The sequence below is a fragment of the Pseudoduganella sp. GW821-FHT11H04 genome (assembly GCF_058807935.1).
In genome coordinates, this window is sequence record NZ_JBXARE010000026.1 from 1 (window position 1) to 17,569 (window position 17,569).

The window sequence follows — 17,569 nt, forward strand, 5'->3', positions numbered from 1 at the left end:
TGCTGCAACCAGTGTGAAAGTAGGTTATCGTCAGGCTCTTATTTGAAAGCCCGCTAACGTGTGTTAGCGGGCTTTTTGCTTTGGCAAACTGGCAAAGCGTAAGAATCTAGGCACTTTTCTTTCGATAGTCTAATTTAAGACTGTTGTCATGAAACTGTCTTAATTTGTAGAATTTTTGATTTCTCCAAAGAACCCAGCTAGTGTTGAAGTTCGAGCCGAAAAAATCGGACGACAAACACAAAACCGACACGGGATTAATGGAGCATTCATGAAAATTCGCAAGACCCTGATCGCTACCGCGATCGCTTTGGTTGCAGCGCAAGCCGGTGCCACCAGCACCATGGCTAGCCCAGTTGCATTCTCCGCACAAGAAAAAGCGCGCCTGATTTCGACCCTGAACGGCGAGCGCGGTAAGTTTGGCCTGGATACTGACCACGGCTACGCCATCGCCTCCCAGCACCCAGGCGCTGAAGGCCATGCAATCAACCGCATGCACCACACCTACAAGGGCGTGCGTATTTTCGAATCCGAATCCGTGATCGTTACCGACAAAGGCGGTAACATCGTTAGCGAAGCGCAAAGCGACCGCCGTAACGGCCTGTCGGCCAAGCGATTCAACGTGAAGCCAACCATTTCCGGTTCCGATGCAATCGGCAAAGCGAAGAAGACCCTCGCTGCCGGCGCTGACATCGACCCGCCATCGGCTGAACTGGTCATCTTCCCAGTCATGAAGACCGTGCGCGTTGCCGGCGCTGAGAAAAAGGCCGAAGCTGATCTGAACGCGCTGGACGTGGAAGACGTGGTCGACCACCACGAGCTGGCATACCTGGTGAAGACCCGTATGTCCAAAGGCCAGGAAGCCGTATTCCACAACACCATCGTGAGCGCCAAGGACGGCAGCGTGCTGGATCAGTGGAACATGGTGCAAAGCCTGGTTGGCACCGGCCATAGCCAGTACAACGGCGACGTGCCTATCCAGACCACCCTGAGCGGCTCCACCTACCAGATGCTGGATTCCACCCGCGGTGTGGGCGGCCAGTTCGGCGGCATGGCGATCACCAACGCCAACCACGCGTCGACCTCCAACCCAACCCCTGGCGTGATCTACACCAACAGCACCAACGTATGGGGCGATGGCCAGAACTACATCAACGGCGGCAGCACCACCAATGCCAACGGCCAGACCGCTGCAGTGAACGCACTGTGGGGCCTGCAGAACACCTACGACACGATGAACAACGTGCTGGGCTGGAAGTCGCTGGACGGTAACAACACCGCGACCTACATCGCCGTACACGTGGGCACCGCTTACGACAACGCCTTCTACACCGACACCTGCAAGTGCATGTACATCGGCGACGGCTCTAGCTTCTACAGCCTGGGTTCGATCGACGTGATCGGCCACGAGATGGGCCACGGCGTGACCGCTGCGACCTCCAACCTGACCTACCGCGGCGAATCCGGCGGCTTGAACGAATCGTCGTCCGACATCAACGGCGAAGCAGTGGAAGCTTACGCACGCAACGGCGGCACCGGTTCCATCATCAACGCAGGTAACGACTGGATGATGGGTAAGGAAATCTCGAAGTCCGGCACCCCACTGCGTTGGCTGTACAAGCCATCCAAGGATGGCTCGTCGCCAGACGCATGGACCACTTCCCTGAAGCGCCTGGATCCGCACTACAGCAGCGGTCCTAACAACCGTATGTTCTACTTCCTGGCCATGGGTTCCAATGCCACCACCACCAGCGACTACTACTCGAAGTACCTGGTGCAGGCGCCTAAGAACATGACCGGTATCGGCATCGACAAGGCATACCGCATCTGGTTCCGCGCCAACACCACCAAGCTGACCGCATCGTCGACCTACGCTAACGCACGTACCGCAGCGATCGCGGCAGCGCAGGAACTGTATGGCGTGGGCAGCAAGGAAGCCAAAGCCGTGATGCGCGCTTACGCGGCAATCAACGTGGGCGCCGACGTGGCAGAATAAGCTGCGTAGTAGCCCCAAACAAAAACCGCCAGGGTGACCTGGCGGTTTTTTTATTGTGTGTTTGGATCAGTAGCGGTACGCCACTTTCATCACGATGAAATTGACCCCGCTATTCGGACTCTTGATGCCGCCATTGGAGAAGTGCTGCGCCTTAAGGGCGACTTCCCATCGGTTGTCGAACACATAGCCTACGCCAATGTGGTCGCCGAACTGGAACGCGGTCGACAAGTGATCATCGTTGTTGTTATAGGTCTTGGTGAGCAAGTGGGCGCCAATGCCGCCTTCAACGTAGAAGCCCTTCTTGTTGGTGTTTTCGAAGCGGAACACCGGCGTGATGCCGATATCGCCCAGGCTCTTCTTATCGCCAGGCACATTGTTCCATTGGCGTTCCTGCCAGTAGCCCACGCTGGCGTCCCAGTAGCCCGCGAGGTGGGTGCCGTTGGAATTGAACCAGCTCCATTCCGGCTTGAAGTCCTGGGTGGCGCCCAGGCGCGCCATGCGCACCCTGGATGCGGTGCCATACTCCGCATAGGCTGAATTAACATCGAAGGCAAAAGCGGATTGCGCTGCAATTCCCACCGCAGCAGCTGCGAACAGTTTTTTGATTTGCATGTTTTTCTCTCTAGTCCTTGCCACAGTCCTTATATTTGCTGCGGCAATGGTGGGCATTCTACGTTCGTTCTGATTTTTTTTCAGGCGCCGCTACAATAGTTAGAATCACTGCAACGTTAGTATTACTGGAGCTTATCGTGACGCATCCTCTGCGAATTGCATTTCTTGGAATTGGGTTGATGGGTGAACCTATGGTACTCCGTCTGCTGGCCGCTGGATATAAGGTGACGGTTTGGAATCGTACGGCCGGCAAGGCGGGTGTGCTGGCTGCTGCCGGTGCTGATCCGGATGACGTGCTGAAGCATGCGGTGGCCGATGCGACCGTCGTGGTGTCGATGCTGTCGGCGGGCGATGCGGTCGGCGGCGTAATCGAGGCGGCTGTCGATGCACTGCGTCCGAACACGCTTTGGATCGATATGAGTTCCACGCGCCAGGACGAAGCGCAGGCCTTCCATGCGTTGCTCTCCGCGCGCGGACATCGCTTCATCGATGCGCCGGTGTCGGGCGGTGTTGGCGGTGCGCAGGCGGGCACGCTGGCGATCATGGCGGGCGGCAACGCGGCGGATTTCGAAGCGGCGCGGCCGGTGCTGGACGCAATGGGCAAGCCCAAACTGGTTGGTCCCGCAGGCAGCGGGCAGGTGGCGAAGCTGTGCAACCAGTTGATCGTCGGGGGCACCATCAATATCGTGGCAGAGGCATTGCTGCTGGCGCAGGCTGCGGGTGCTGATCCCGTCGCAGTGCGCGAGGCGATCCGCGGCGGCTTTGCGGAAAGCCGCGTGCTGGAGGTGCATGGGCAGCGCATGCTTGAGCGGAATTTCCTGCCTGGCGGGCAGGTGCTCACGCAATTGAAGGACCAGCATAATATCCTTGCCGCTGCGGCGGCGGCGGGCGTGGCGCTACCAGTCACCAGCCTGGTAACGGAGCGCTATGAATCGATCAAGGACGTGTATCCGCGTGCCGACCATTCAGCCGCGCTGCTTGCACTCGAGCAACTGAATGATGGCGTGCGCGTCGGCACGCAGGCCGACAAGCTGCCTTAGTCTTTAGGCAGGGCAGCTTCTGCCAGGTGTACCCAGAAGCTGGCGCCGATCGGCAGCAGATTGTCGTTGAAGTCGTAGCTGGCGTTGTGCAGCACGCAGGGCCCGAGTCCATGACCGCCATCGCGGTGGTCGCCTTCACCGTTGCCGATGAAGATGTAGCAGCCTGGCTTCTCCTGGAGGAAGAAGGCGAAGTCCTCGGCGCCCATCGTCGGTTCAACGTGACCGTCAACCATGGAATCACCAACGACCGACTTCATCACGCCCAGTGCGAACTGGGTTTCCTTCGCGTGGTTCACCAGCGGCGGGTAGTTGCGGCGGAAGGTGAACTCCACCTCTGCATCGAAGGCGACGGCGATGCCTTCGGCCAGCGACTGCATGCGCTGTTCGACCATATCCAGCACTTCGGTAGTGAAAGTGCGCACGGTGCCGACCAGCTTCGCATCGTCGGGGATCACATTGGTCGCGCTGCCGGCATGGATCTGGGTAATCGACAGCACGGCCGTATCCAGTGGGCTCTTGTTGCGCGTGACGATGGTCTGCCAGGCCTGCGCAATCTGCACCGCGATCATGATCGGGTCGATGCCCTTGTGCGGCTGGGCCGCGTGGGCGCCCTTGCCGCGCACGGTCACATGGAATTCATTGGAGGACGCCATCATCGGGCCTTCACACACGCTCAGGGTGCCGGTCGCGGAACCCGGCCAGTTGTGCATGCCGTAGATCGCATCCATCGGGAAGCGCTCGAACAAGCCATCCTTGATCATTTCGCGCGCGCCGGCACCGCCTTCTTCGGCAGGCTGGAACACCAGGTAGACGGTGCCGTCGAAGTTGCGGTCCTTGGCCAGATGGTGGGCCGCACCGAGCAGCATGGCGGTATGTCCGTCATGGCCGCAGGCGTGCATCTTGCCCGCGTGCTTGGAGGCATGTGGGAAGGTATTGATTTCCTGCATAGGCAGGGCATCCATATCGGCGCGCAAGCCAATGGCGCGGCCGGAGGTGCCGTTCTTGATGATGCCAACGACGCCGGTCTTGCCCAGGCCGCGCTCGAAGGGAATGCCCCAGTCGGTCAGCTTGGCGCACACCACGTCGGCGGTACGCTCTTCTTCATAGCAGAGTTCCGGGTGGGCATGCAGGTCGCGTCGGATCTGCTGCAACTCGGGTTGAAACGCAATAATCGGGTCGATCAGTTTCATTGTTTTTCTCCATCGATCTTGCCATTCTAGCCTCCCGATGCGATTTTCTGGAATCGTTTACGATACTGTTTTCTGCCGTCGATAAACTGGTTCAAGATGTCTCAAACACAAGTCCGCGCCACCTGCCCGCACGATTGCCCTGATACCTGCGCCCTGCTCGTTACCGTCGAGAATGGCGTGGCGACCGAAGTGAAGGGCGATCCCGACCATCCGACCACTGCCGGCGTGCTGTGCACCAAGGTTTCCCGCTATACCGAGCGCACCTATTCGCCGGACCGCCTGCTGTATCCGATGCGCCGCGTCGGCAAGAAGGGCGAGGGCAAGTTCGAGCGTATCAGCTGGGATGAGGCGCTGGATGAGATTGCAGCCCGCCTGAAGCCGTTGGCGGCGACCGAGCCGGAAGCCATCCTGCCTTACAGCTACGCGGGCACTATGGGCCTGGTGCAGGGCGATTCGATGTCGTCCCGCTTCTTCCACAAGATCGGCGCCTCCCTGCTGGACCGCACTATTTGCGCGACTGCGGGCGCTACCGGCTACAAATACACGGTTGGCGCCTCGATCGGCACCGATATCGAGCAATTCCAGAATGCCAAGCTGATTATTATCTGGGGCGGCAACCCGATCGTTTCCAACCTGCATTTCTGGACCCGTGCACAGGAAGCGAAGCGCAACGGCGCCAGACTGATCGCGATCGACCCTTATCGCTCACTGACGGCCGACAAATGCCACCAGCACATCGCCCTGATGCCAGGGACCGATGCGGCCCTGGCGCTGGGCCTGATGCATATCCTGGTGCGCGACGACCTGCTGGACCACGAATATATTGCCGACTACACCATCGGTTTCGAGGAGCTGCGCCAGCGTGTCGCCGAATGGACGCCTGAGCGCGTTGCCGCTACCTGCGGAATCACCGTCGAAGAGGTGGAAGGCCTGGCGCGCGAATATGGCGAAACCGCCAAGCGCGGCGAGCCGGTGGCGATCCGCATGAATTACGGCGTGCAGCGCGTGCATGGTGGCGGCATGTCGGTGCGCAATATCGCCTGCCTGCCCGCACTGGTCGGCGCATGGCGCCACGCAGCGGGCGGCGTGCAGCTCTCGGCCTCCGGCACTTTCAAGAAGAACCTGGCTGCGCTGCAGCGTCCGGATTTGCTGGCGAAACAGCCGCGCACCATCAATATGAGCACCATCGGCGACGACCTGCTGCGCCCTGGGTCCCCTGAATTCGGCCCGCAGGTGAAAGCCGTCATCGTCTACAACTCGAACCCGCTTGCAGTCGCGCCGGACTCGAACAAAGTGCAAGCCGGCTTTGCGCGCGAAGACTTGTTCACTGTCGTGCTCGAACATTTCCAAACGGACACCGCCGATTACGCGGATATCGTGCTGCCCGCCACTACGCAGCTGGAGCACACCGATGCGCACAGCGCCTACGGCCACCTGTACATGATGGCCAACAACCCGGCCATCGCTCCGATGGGCGAAGCCAAGCCGAACACTGAAATTTTCCGCTTGCTGGCGGCGCGTATGGGCCTTGAGGATCCATGCTTCCGCGACAGCGACGATGAGCTCGCATCGGTGGCTTTTGTGTCTGTTGACTGGGAGTCACTCAAGAAGAAGGGCTGGCAGAAACTGGAAGTTCCAGACGCGCCCTTTGCATGCGGCAATTTCCCCACACCATCCGGAAAATGTGAATTCTATTCAGAAAGCATGAAGGCGGATGGCCTTGACCCGCTGCCTACCTATATCCCGAACTACGAATCTGCAGCATCTTCCCCTGAACTGGCGGCAAAATACCCGCTGGCGATGATATCTCCGCCGGCGCGCAACTTCCTCAACTCCACCTTTGTCAACGTGCAAAGCCTGCGTGCCACGGAGGGCGAACCGCACCTCGACATCAGCCCTGACGATGCGGCAACACGTGGCATCAACCACGGTGATATGGTGCGCATCTTCAACGATCGCGGCTCCTTCGTGTGCAAGGCGCGCGTGACGCCGAAGGCCCGGCAGGGCCTGGTTGTAGGTCTATCGATATGGTGGAAGAAGCTGGCGGGAGATGGCAAGAACGCCAACGAGGTCACCAGCCAACGGCTGACTGACATGGGTCGTGCACCAACGTTTTACGATACACTGGTCCAAGTCGAGAAAGCTGCCTGAGAATGATTTATGCGCTCGTTTTCACACCTGAAACTGCGCGCCAGATATCTGGCGACGGCGGGTGTGTGCGCGGCGCTCCTGGCGGGTTGTGCGCAATTCAAGTATTACTTCCAGGCCGCCCAGGGACAGTACGCGCTCTGGTCTGACGCCCGTCCGGTCGATGACTGGCTGGGCGATCCTTCTACCGATCCCAAGCTCAAAGCCCGGCTCGAAAAAGCCAAGCTGATCCGCAAGTTTGCTGTGCGCGAACTCGGCTTGCCGGATAACGCAAGCTACAAGAACTATGCGCCGCTGAACCGGCCTTATGTGCTGTGGAATGTGGTCGCTACGCCCGAACTGTCGCTGCGGCCGATACAGTGGTGCTTCCCGATTGCCGGCTGCGTCAGCTACAGGGGCTACTACAGCAAGGCCGATGCCGAGGCCTTCGCCGACGAACTGCGCAAGGAGGGCAATGATGTGCAGATCGGCGGCGTGCCTGCCTACTCCACCCTGGGCTGGCTCAGCGACCCGCTGCTGTCCACCTTCATCAATCACTCCGATGCCGAACTTGCGCGACTGATCTTCCACGAACTGGCGCACCAGGTTGTGTACGTGCAAGGCGATTCCAAATTCAACGAGGCCTTTGCTACAGCGGTGGAGGAGGCCGGCGTGAATCGCTGGCTCGAGCTATACGGCAATGACGCCATGCGCGAAGCCTACGCTCGTTACAACGGGCGCCGGCAAGACTTCATGGATCTGCTGGTCAAGCATCGCCAAATGCTGGCCGACAATTACGCCAGCAAGGCGACCGTGAAGAAGAAGCGAGAGGAAAAGGCGCGCATCTTCGCTTCCCTGCAGGATGGCTACAAGGAACTCAAGGCGAACTGGGGCGGCTACAACGGCTACGACCGATTCTTTACGGAATCATTGAATAATGCCCATTTAGCATCTGTTGCAACCTATAATGATTTGCTGCCAGGCTTCCGCGCCTTGCTACTGAAAGAGAAGGCATTCCCTCAATTTTATGTTGCGGTGCGGAATATGAGTAACCTGCCATCCGTTGAACGGCATGACAGGCTGCACGAACTAGCACGCTCTCTGGCGCAAGTGAATGAAACCACAACGGCCGCCGCAGCCAAGGAACCGGGCGCCGTCAATTGATGCTGCTTTGCAGCACGGAGGCTCGCTAGAGTACGCGTTCCAAATCCCGAAAATAGCTTGCCCTGTTACATCCCGCGCGATAGCATCTAGAGTGCGGGAGAGCACGGTCGTTCTATTTTCGCAAATAAAACATATAACACCGAGACAAAGAGGCACAGGATGGAAAAAATCTGGTTGAAGTCGTATCCCCCAGGCGTCCCAGCAGAAATCGACGCCACGCAATACCGCTCCCTGGTTCACCTGCTTGAAGAATCATTCCAGAAGTTCGCGTCGCGCAATGCGTTCGTGTGCATGGACAAGTTCATTACCTACGCTGAACTCGACGAGCACTCCAAGCGCCTCGGCGCCTGGCTGCAAAGCCGCGGCATGAAGAAGGGCGCACGTGTCGCCGTGATGATGCCGAACGTGCTGCAGTACCCGATCGCCATCGCCGCCATCCTGCGCGCCGGCTACACCGTGGTCAACGTCAATCCGCTGTACACCCCGCGCGAGCTGGAACACCAGCTGAACGACTCCGGCGCGGAAGCCATCATCATCCTCGAGAACTTCGCGACCACCCTGGAACAGGTGCTGCCGCGCACCCAGGTCAAGCACATCATCGTCGCCAATATGGGCGAGATGCTGGGCGGCCTGAAAGGCATGATCGTCAACTTCGTCGTGCGCAATGTGAAGAAGCTGGTGCCGCCGTTCTCGCTGCCGAACGCGGTGCGCTTCAAGGACGCGCTGGGCCACGCCCGCAGCATGAAGATGACGCCCGTCGAACTGCGTCACGAAGACGTAGCCTTCCTGCAGTACACCGGCGGTACCACCGGCGTGTCGAAAGGCGCAACCCTGACCCACCGCAATATCATCGCCAACATCCTGCAGATGCAGGCATGGTCGGCGCCTAAGCTGGCCGACCTGCCGGCGGACGAACGCACCATCATCTGCGCACTGCCGCTGTACCACATCTTCGCGTTGACCGTGTGCGCGATGTGGGGCATCCGCGAGGGCGGCGTGAATGTGCTGATCCCGAACCCGCGCGATATCGGCGGCTTTATCAAGGAACTGTCCAAGTACCGCTTCAATATGCTGCCGGCGGTGAACACGCTGTACAACGCGCTGCTGAACCATCCCGACTTCAACAAGCTCGATTTCTCCGGCCTGAAGGTCGCCAATGGCGGCGGCATGGCGGTGCAGAAGGCGGTGGCCGACAAATGGCTGGCCGCAACCGGCGTCACCATCGTGGAAGGCTACGGCTTGTCCGAGACCGCGCCTGTGGCAACCGCCAACCGCTTCGACAGCAATGACTTCTCCGGCATGATCGGTCTGCCGATTCCTTCCACCGACGTGGCGATCCTGGACGACGACGGCAAGGAAGTAGCCCTTGGCACTGCTGGCGAAATCGCGATCCGCGGCCCGCAGGTCATGGCCGGCTACTGGAACCGTCCGGAAGAAACTGCCAAGGTCATGACGGCTGACGGCTACTTTAAATCCGGCGACGTAGGCGTGATGGATGAACGCGGCTACGTCAAGATCGTGGACCGCAAAAAGGACATGATCCTGGTCTCTGGTTTCAATGTCTATCCGAACGAAATCGAAGACGTGGTGGCATCGCATCCGGGCGTGCTGGAATGCGCCTGCATCGGCGTGCCGGATGAGCATTCCGGCGAGGCGGTGAAGGTGTTCGTGGTGAAGAAAGACCCGAACCTGACCGCTGAAGTGCTGATGGACTACTGCAAGCAAAACCTGACCGGCTACAAGAAGCCGAAATATATCGAGTTCCGCACCGAGCTCCCTAAAACCAACGTTGGCAAGATCCTGCGCCGTATGCTGCGCGATGAGAAGCCTGCCGACGACAAGAAAGCTGCATAAGCGGCAAGGACACGAAAGGCAATACGATGGAAAAAATCTGGCTGAAGTCTTATCCCGAAGGCGTGCCTGCGGAGATTGACGTTTCGCAGTACCGCTCCGTGACCCACCTGATGGAAGAGTCGTTCCAGAAGTTCGCAAGCCGCAACGCGTACGTCTGCATGGACAAGTTCCTGACCTACTCCGAGGTGGACCAGCTGTCGAAGCAATTCGGCGCATGGTTGCAGTCCAAGGGCCTCAAGCCAGGTGCGCGCGTCGCCATCATGCTGCCTAACGTGCTGCAATATCCTGTCGCGCTGGCGGGCATCATCCGCGCCGGCTATGTCGTGGTCAACGTCAACCCGCTGTACACCCCGCGCGAGCTGCAGCACCAGCTGAACGACTCCGGTGCGGAAGCCGTGATCGTGTTGGAAAACTTTGCCACCACCGTGCAACAGGTGGTGGCGTCGACCCCGGTCAAGCACGTGATCGTGGCCTCGATGGGCGACCTGCTGGGCGGCCTGAAAGGCATGATCGTCAACTTCGTCGTGCGCAATGTGAAGAAGATGGTGCCAGCCTGGGATATCCCTGGCCACGTGACCTTCAAGCAGGTGCTGTCCGAAGGCTCGCGCCTGACCCTGAAGTCGGCCGACCAGAAGCCGGAAGATATCGCCTTCCTGCAGTACACCGGCGGCACTACCGGCGTCTCGAAAGGCGCCGTGCTTCTGCACCGTAACGTAGTGGCGAACATGCTGCAGAATGAAGCCTGGCTGCAGATGGCGCCGAGCGACAAGCAGATGGTGTTCGTGGCCGCGCTACCGCTGTACCACATCTACTCGCTGACCATTTCCTGCTTCATGGGCTGGAAGCTGGGCGGCATGAATATCCTGATCCCGAACCCGCGCGATATCCCGGGCTTCGTGAAAGAGCTGGCCAAGTATCCGGTGACCGTGTTCCCTGCTGTGAACACGCTGTACAACGCGCTGCTGAACAATCCTGACTTCTCCAAGCTGGACTTCTCAAGCTACAAGATCTGCAATGGCGGCGGCATGTCCGTGCAGCAGTCGGTGGCCGATCGTTGGCTGAAGGTGACCGGCACCCCGATCATCGAAGGCTACGGCCTGTCTGAGACCTCGCCTGTGGCCACTGCGAACCGCGTGGATATCAAGGAATTCACCGGCACCATCGGCGTGCCGATTCCTTCGACCGAAGTGGCGATCCTGGACGACGACGGCAAGGAAGTGGCGCTTGGCTCCGCCGGTGAAATCGCGATCCGCGGCCCGCAGGTGATGGCTGGCTACTGGAACCGTCCGGAAGAAACGGCCAAGTCGATCACCCCTGACGGCTACTTCAAGACCGGCGACGTGGGCATCATGGACGACCGCGGCTTCGTGCGCATCGTCGACCGCAAGAAAGACATGATCCTGGTGTCCGGCTTCAACGTCTACCCGAACGAAGTGGAAGGTGTGGTTGCTGCGCATCCTGGCGTGCTGGAAGTGGCTTGCGTTGGCGTGCCTGATGCAAACTCCGGCGAAGCGGTGAAGCTGTTCGTGGTGCGCAAGGATCCGAACCTGACTTCAGAAGCGCTGATGGAATTCTGCAAGCATGAACTGACCGCTTACAAGAAGCCGAAGTACATCGAGTTCCGCGACGAACTGCCGAAAACCAATGTCGGCAAGATCCTTCGCCGTCAGCTGCGCGACGAAAAGAAAGCAGCATAAGCCGGCACGATTGATCTGGCGCAAATAATGGCTCCGGACCGGCTGTAAAGTGGAATGAACCTCTGAGCAGCCTCCGGAACCAATATGGGCCAACTATATAATTTCGCACTCACCATCAGTACCGAAGGCCGCCGCGCTTTAAGACAGCGCGAGGGCCTGTGCGGCTACTACGAAGTTTCCCGTCCAGGCATGACGCCCGACCAGGTCGAGGCAGCCTTCGACCTCTCTGTACGCAGCGCCGAACGCGCCGTACAACGCCAGGTCAGCCACCATCCCCTCACGCAAGCGCAGTTCGATGCGCTGGTCAGTTACACATACAATCTTGGCGCAGGCGGCGCGATGCTGGTGCTGCGCCGTATCGATGTCGGCGATTTCGGCGGCGCGGCAGACGCCATGCTGCGCAATATCAACGCCCCCGTGGAAGGCCGCTTGCTGCCGCATGCCGGCCTGGCCGCGCGCCGCAAGGAAGAAAGCGCGCCTTTCCGCGCCTAGCTTGCGCGGCGCGAACCCGGCTTGCCGTCGGCGACCGTGAAGCTCGCCAGCGTTATCAAGCCGCTGTTCGCATCGCGCACCTCGTCAAGCGCTTCGAAGGCGACGGCGGCGCGTTCGGGGCGCAAGTCCAGCAGCATGAAACCACGTTTGTCGCTGCGGCCGAATTTCAGGCCTGGGTTCATGTCGACGTATTGTTGCGTACGCGCTTGAGGGCGCGAGGTGGATGTGATCGATGTGCCGCAGAATTCCGTTGCGACCACGGGATTGTCAGGGCTGGCCCCGCGCGTGGGATCGCGCCGTAATTCGGCGGCGAAGAAAGTGTGCACGTCGCCTGAAAGCACCACAGGATTGCTGGCGCTGCGGGCCGCATCCAGCAGGCGCACACGGGCGGCGGCATAGCCGTCCCACCCATCAGTCCAGAAGCGGCCATCGCTGTCGCCGGCCAGGGGCACCTGCGACATCTGCGCCATCAGCGTTTGCTGGGCAATGATGTTCCAGCGCGCCTTCGATTCCTTGAGGCCTTGCGCCAGCCATTGTTCCTGATCGCTGCCAAGCATGGTGCGGCGCTGGTCGGCCAGCGCCGCGCAGTCGCGGCGGTAGACCGAACTTGAACCTCCGCGTCCCTTCGGCTGGCAGGCGTGGATCGAACGGTAGCGGCGCGTATCAAGCACGTGGAAGCGCGCCAGCTGGCCCCAGTCGTAGCGCTGGAACATGCGCTGTGCGCGCAGCGGCTGGTGTTCGAAGTAGGCCTGGTAAGCGGCCTCGCGCCGCTGGGCAAAATCCGGCGACAGCAGCTCGTCGCGCGTTAGGCTGTAATCGTTCGCGACTTCATGGTCGTCCCAGGTAAGCAACCATGGCGCCGCATGGTGCGCCGCTTGCAGGTTCGGGTCGCTCTTGTACTGCGCATAGCGTGCGCGGTATTCCTCCAGCGTGAAGCTTTCATTGCGGCGCTGGGCGGAACCCGGATGCTGCAGGCTGTACGGTCCCCATTCGTAAATATAGTCGCCAAGGAAGGCCACCAGGTCGGGGGCGGCTTGCGCGATATGGCGATGCGCGGCGTAATGGCCGAATTCCCAATGCTGGCAGGAGGCGACGGCCAGCTTCAGCGCTGCGGGCATGCTGCCCGGCGCCGGTGCGGTGCGCGTGCGGCCGACGGGGCTGACGGCGTCGCCCAGCATGAAGCGATACCAGTACCAGTGGTCCGGCTGCAGGCCGCGCACGTCGACGTTGACGCTGTGCGCCAGCGCTGGAGAAGCTACCGCCGTGCCTTTGGCCGCAATGCGGGTGAAGGCCTCATCGTGCGCGACTTCCCAGCGCACTTGCTGGGCGATGGGCGGCATCGATGCCGCGTTCAGTGGATCGGGCAGGAGCCGTGTCCAGAGGATGATGGAATCGGGTAGTGGGGCGCCGGACGCGACGCCAAGCGTGAAAGGGTAGGCACCGTTGCTGGCGCTGCGCGCTTGCGCGGGAAGATGGGGCGCCAGCACTGCCAGTGCGGCCACGCGGGCCGCGGTCTGGAGCAGCAGGCGGCGCCCGTCCTGCATGGTTGTTACAGCAGCGATTCCAACGGCGGAACCGGACGTGGCTTGCGGTCAGGGCCGGTCGCGACATAAGTCAGCGTCGCTTCGGTAACCTTGACGATATTGGCCTGCAAGCGGTTGCGCTCTGCATAAACTTCCACGTTGACGGTGATCGAGGTGTTGCCGACCTTGACGATGTCCGCATAGAAGGTGAGCAGGTCGCCTACGAATACCGGGTTCTTGAACAGGAAGGAGTTCACGGCGATGGTGGCGACGCGGCCATTGGCGCGGCGGGTGGCGGGCAGGGAACCCGCAATGTCGACCTGGGCCATGATCCAGCCACCGAATACGTCGCCGTACACGTTGGCATCGGATGGCGCGGGCATGACGCGCAGTTCAGGCATTTTTCCAGGAGGAAGGCCGCGGGAAGTTTGTTCTATGGTGCTCATCGCAAATTCTCATGAAGGACTACAATTGATGGGATTTTAAACCAGCCAGCCAATGCACGTATGCGACGTTATTCGAATACTCCGCCACCGCCACCCGGCCCGCAGCGCGGCGACCTTGCCACTCTGAAAACATTGCTCCCCTATCTCTGGGTCTACAAGTGGCGGGTGCTGGCCGCCTTGCTGGCGCTGGTGGGCGCCAAGGCAGCCAACGTCAGCGTGCCGATCGTGCTGAAACGCCTGGTGGACGATATGACCATCAAGCCCGGCGATCCTCAGGCGTTGCTGGTGCTTCCGCTTGCGACGCTTGTGGCGTATGGCTTGCTGCGCCTCTCTACCACCATGTTCACGGAGCTGCGCGAATTCCTGTTCGCGCGCGTCACGCAGCGCGCAGTGCGTACCATTGCGCTGAAAGTGTTCCGCCACCTGCATTCGCTGTCGCTGCGCTTCCACCTGAACCGCCAGACCGGCGGCATGACGCGTGATATCGAACGCGGCACGCGCGGTGTCAGCTCGCTGATTTCGTACACACTGTTCAATATCCTGCCAACGCTGGTCGAGATCACGCTGGTGCTGGGCTACCTGGTCACGCATTACGATATCTGGTTCTCGGTGATCACCTTCTCGGCGCTGGTGATCTACATTACCTTTACCATTTTGGTGACGAACTGGCGCACCCACTTCCGCCGCACCATGAACGACCTCGATTCGAAGGCCAACACCAAGGCCATCGACTCGCTGTTGAATTACGAGACAGTCAAATACTTCGGCAACGAAGACTACGAAGCCAATCGCTACGATGAAGGCTTGCAGCGCTACGAGAAGGCGGCCGTCAAGTCGCAGACTTCGCTGTCGCTGCTGAACACGGGCCAGTCGGCCATTATCGCGATTGCCGTTACGCTGATCCTGTGGCGCGCAACGCAGGGCGTCATCGACGGCAAGATGTCGCTGGGCGACCTGGTGCTGGTGAATGCCTTCATGATTCAGCTCTACATCCCGCTCAACTTCCTCGGCGTGATCTACCGCGAGATCAAGCAAAGCCTGGCGGATATGGAGCGCCTGTTCTCGCTGATGGACGAGAACCGCGAAGTAGACGATGCTGCCCATGCCAAGCCCCTGCAGCCACAAGGCGCGGAAGTACGCTTCAACCACGTCGACTTCAGCTACGACCCGAAGCGCCAGATCCTGTTCGACGTGGACTTCACGATCCCGGCTGGCACCACCACCGCCGTGGTAGGCCATAGCGGTTCCGGCAAATCCACGCTATCGCGCTTGCTGTACCGCTTCTATGAGGTGAATAGCGGCAGCATTACGATCGACGGGCAGGACCTGCGCGACCTCACCCAGCACTCACTGCGCCACGCGATCGGCATCGTGCCGCAAGATACGGTGCTGTTCAACGACACCATCGAATACAACATCGCCTATGGCCGCCCCGGCGCCAGCAAGGACGAGATCATTTCTGCCGCACGCGCCGCCTCGATCCATGACTTCATCGCCAGCCTGCCGGACGGCTACGAAACCATGGTCGGCGAACGAGGCCTCAAGCTATCCGGCGGCGAAAAGCAGCGCGTGGCGATTGCCCGCACGCTGCTGAAGGACCCCGCCATCCTGATCTTCGACGAAGCCACGTCCGCGCTGGACTCCAAGGCCGAGCAGGCGATCCAGGCGCAGTTGAAGGAAATCGCCAAGAACCGCACGACGATGGTGATCGCGCACCGCCTGTCGACCATCGCCGACGCGCAGCAGATCCTGGTGCTGGATCACGGTAAGATTGTGGAACGCGGCACGCACGCAGCGCTTCTCGCACGCGAAGGACTGTACGCGCAGATGTGGGAGCGCCAGCAGGCGCGCGGAGAGCAGGAACAGTCCTCGCCGGCCACCGGCGAGCTTGTCAACTAATTCGGAGGACGGGGATGGCGGTGAAAAAAGTTCTGGCAGTAGCCCTTGCGGCGATTGGCGTGGCGGCGGTTGCAGTTGGCGTCAATACGGCGCGCGGCGGCAGCAAGCAGCTGGCAGTGGAGAAGGCGCCAGCCCTGGCCATCGACGAAGCCGCAGCGGCGCAGCGCCTGGGCGAAGCACTGCGCTTCATGACTATCTCCGACTACAAGGACGCCGACGCCAACGCCGCCGAATTCGACAAGCTGCACGCCCACCTGCAAGCCAGCTTCCCGCGCGTGCATGCAACGTTGAAGCGCGAAAACGTCAACGGCAATGCCCTGCTCTACACCTGGCAGGGCAGCGACGCCAACGCCGCCCCGGTGATGTGGATGGCGCACCAGGATGTAGTACCGATCGCGCCCGGCACTGAGAAGAACTGGGAGCAGCAACCATTCGCTGGCGTGGTGCAGGATGGCTTCATCTGGGGCCGAGGCGCCTGGGACGACAAGGGCAACCTGTACGCCCAGTTGGAAGCGATCGAAATGCTGCTGGCCGCCGGCTATCAGCCCCGCCGCACCATCTACCTGGCCTACGGCGCCGACGAGGAGGTGGGCGGCAAGCGCGGTGCGAAGAAGATCGCCGAGCTGCTCAAGTCGCGCAACGTCAAGCTCGATTATGTGCTCGATGAAGGCTTGATGATCGTGCACGGCATGGTGCCCGGCCTTGAACCCGGCGCCGCCATGATCGGCATGGCGGAAAAGGGCTACGCAAGCTACAAGCTGGAACTGGACACCGCGCCCGGCCATTCCTCCATGCCGCCACAAGACACCGCCATCGGCATGATGAGCAAAGCCCTGGTCGCACTGGAAGCGAACCCGATGCCGGTGCGCATGGCAGGATTGCCGCAGCAAAGCTTCGAGACGATGGCGCCGGAAATGACAGGCATGAACCGCGTCGCCCTTTCGAACTTCTGGCTCTTCAAGCCCATGCTGGAGCGCATGCTGGCCAAGACCCCGAGCACGAACGCGCTGATGCGCACCACGACCGCGCTAACCATCGTGAACGCCGGCGTAAAGGACAACGTGCTGCCCGGTACCGCCAGCGCCACGGTCAATTTTCGCCTGCTGCCGGGCGACACGCTGGCCGACGTGGAGCAGCATATGCACAAGGTGATCGGCAACGACAAGATTCGCGTCAAGCCCGATGGCGACTTCAACACCGAAGCCTCACGCGTGGCCCGCCAAGACGGCGCGCCGTATGCCGCAGTGAACCGCACCATCCGCCAGGTATTCCCCGACGTGATCGTGACGCCAGGCCTGATGATCGGCGCCACCGACTCGCGCTACTTCGACGGCATGAGCGACAGCGTCCTCAAATTTGGCCCGGTCCGCGCCAAGCCGGAAGACTTGCCGCGCTTCCACGGAACCAATGAACGCATGTCGGTCAAAGGCTACGCCGACATGATCCGCTTCTACCACCAGCTACTGAAGAACAGTGCATAAAAAAAGTCGGGGTCAGGTCGAGCAAATGGACATTTGTCCCCTTTCTCTGCC

Annotated in this window: 13 protein-coding genes; 9 read left to right on the plus strand and 4 right to left on the minus strand. The window is 60.6% G+C overall.

Features of this window, described 5'->3' with window-relative positions; genetic code table 11:
• The first annotated feature begins 268 nt into the window (after window positions 1–268).
• Complete coding sequence (locus tag AC1RTP_RS28045) at window positions 269–1,993, plus strand: M4 family metallopeptidase (protein ID WP_498611934.1); 1,725 nt, start codon at window positions 269–271, stop codon at window positions 1,991–1,993.
• A gap of 66 nt (window positions 1,994–2,059) precedes the next feature.
• Here the strand turns inward: AC1RTP_RS28045 and AC1RTP_RS28050 are convergent, their stop codons facing one another.
• On the minus strand, window positions 2,060–2,605 hold the full coding sequence (locus AC1RTP_RS28050; RefSeq protein ID WP_498611935.1) for an acyloxyacyl hydrolase: 546 nt from the start codon (window positions 2,603–2,605) through the stop codon (window positions 2,060–2,062).
• A gap of 149 nt (window positions 2,606–2,754) precedes the next feature.
• Between AC1RTP_RS28050 and AC1RTP_RS28055 the strand changes: the two genes are divergently transcribed.
• Window positions 2,755–3,645 carry an NAD(P)-dependent oxidoreductase gene (locus AC1RTP_RS28055; RefSeq protein ID WP_498611958.1) on the plus strand — a complete coding sequence of 297 codons (891 nt, stop codon included), beginning with the start codon at window positions 2,755–2,757 and terminating at the stop codon, window positions 3,643–3,645.
• Here AC1RTP_RS28055 and AC1RTP_RS28060 read toward each other — a convergent pair.
• Window positions 3,642–4,835: a M20 aminoacylase family protein gene (locus AC1RTP_RS28060; RefSeq protein ID WP_498611936.1), complete on the minus strand. Its 1,194-nt coding sequence runs from the start codon at window positions 4,833–4,835 to the stop codon at window positions 3,642–3,644. The genes AC1RTP_RS28055 and AC1RTP_RS28060 overlap by 4 nt on opposite strands.
• 96 nt (window positions 4,836–4,931) lie before the next feature.
• Here AC1RTP_RS28060 and AC1RTP_RS28065 point away from each other — a divergent pair, with 96 nt between their 5' ends.
• The 5 genes from AC1RTP_RS28065 (at window position 4,932) to AC1RTP_RS28085 (ending at window position 12,169) form a co-directional block, all read left to right on the plus strand.
• Window positions 4,932–6,986 carry a molybdopterin-containing oxidoreductase family protein gene (locus AC1RTP_RS28065; protein WP_498611937.1) on the plus strand — a complete coding sequence of 685 codons (2,055 nt, stop codon included), beginning with the start codon at window positions 4,932–4,934 and terminating at the stop codon, window positions 6,984–6,986.
• Between the two features lie 9 nt (window positions 6,987–6,995).
• The gene (locus AC1RTP_RS28070; RefSeq protein WP_498611938.1) at window positions 6,996–8,126 is read left to right on the plus strand and encodes an aminopeptidase; all 1,131 of its coding nucleotides are present in this window, start codon (window positions 6,996–6,998) and stop codon (window positions 8,124–8,126) included.
• Between the two features lie 159 nt (window positions 8,127–8,285).
• Window positions 8,286–9,980, plus strand: coding sequence for a long-chain fatty acid--CoA ligase (locus AC1RTP_RS28075; RefSeq protein WP_498611939.1), 1,695 nt, complete (start codon window positions 8,286–8,288; stop codon window positions 9,978–9,980).
• A 26-nt stretch (window positions 9,981–10,006) separates the two neighbouring features.
• On the plus strand, window positions 10,007–11,677 hold the full coding sequence (locus tag AC1RTP_RS28080) for a long-chain-fatty-acid--CoA ligase (RefSeq protein ID WP_498611940.1): 1,671 nt from the start codon (window positions 10,007–10,009) through the stop codon (window positions 11,675–11,677).
• Window positions 11,678–11,761: 84 nt separating this feature from the next.
• Window positions 11,762–12,169 (plus strand): glycoside hydrolase family protein, encoded by a 408-nt coding sequence (locus tag AC1RTP_RS28085; protein WP_498611941.1) that lies wholly within the window; start codon window positions 11,762–11,764, stop codon window positions 12,167–12,169.
• On the opposite strand, the gene AC1RTP_RS28090 is transcribed toward AC1RTP_RS28085, so the two are convergent.
• Together AC1RTP_RS28090 and AC1RTP_RS28095 are read right to left on the minus strand one after the other, a co-directional pair.
• A complete protein-coding gene (locus tag AC1RTP_RS28090) occupies window positions 12,166–13,713 on the minus strand; it encodes an alkaline phosphatase D family protein (RefSeq protein ID WP_498611942.1) in 1,548 nt (515 codons plus the stop codon). The genes AC1RTP_RS28085 and AC1RTP_RS28090 overlap by 4 nt on opposite strands.
• 5 nt (window positions 13,714–13,718) lie before the next feature.
• Window positions 13,719–14,093 (minus strand): acyl-CoA thioesterase, encoded by a 375-nt coding sequence (locus AC1RTP_RS28095; RefSeq protein WP_498611943.1) that lies wholly within the window; start codon window positions 14,091–14,093, stop codon window positions 13,719–13,721.
• A gap of 105 nt (window positions 14,094–14,198) precedes the next feature.
• Between AC1RTP_RS28095 and AC1RTP_RS28100 the strand changes: the two genes are divergently transcribed.
• Window positions 14,199–16,037 carry an ABCB family ABC transporter ATP-binding protein/permease gene (locus AC1RTP_RS28100; RefSeq protein WP_498611944.1) on the plus strand — a complete coding sequence of 613 codons (1,839 nt, stop codon included), beginning with the start codon at window positions 14,199–14,201 and terminating at the stop codon, window positions 16,035–16,037.
• A gap of 14 nt (window positions 16,038–16,051) precedes the next feature.
• Window positions 16,052–17,518, plus strand: a complete 1,467-nt coding sequence (locus AC1RTP_RS28105) for a M20 family peptidase (RefSeq protein WP_498611945.1) — start codon at window positions 16,052–16,054, stop codon at window positions 17,516–17,518.
• Window positions 17,519–17,569: the final 51 nt, after the last annotated feature.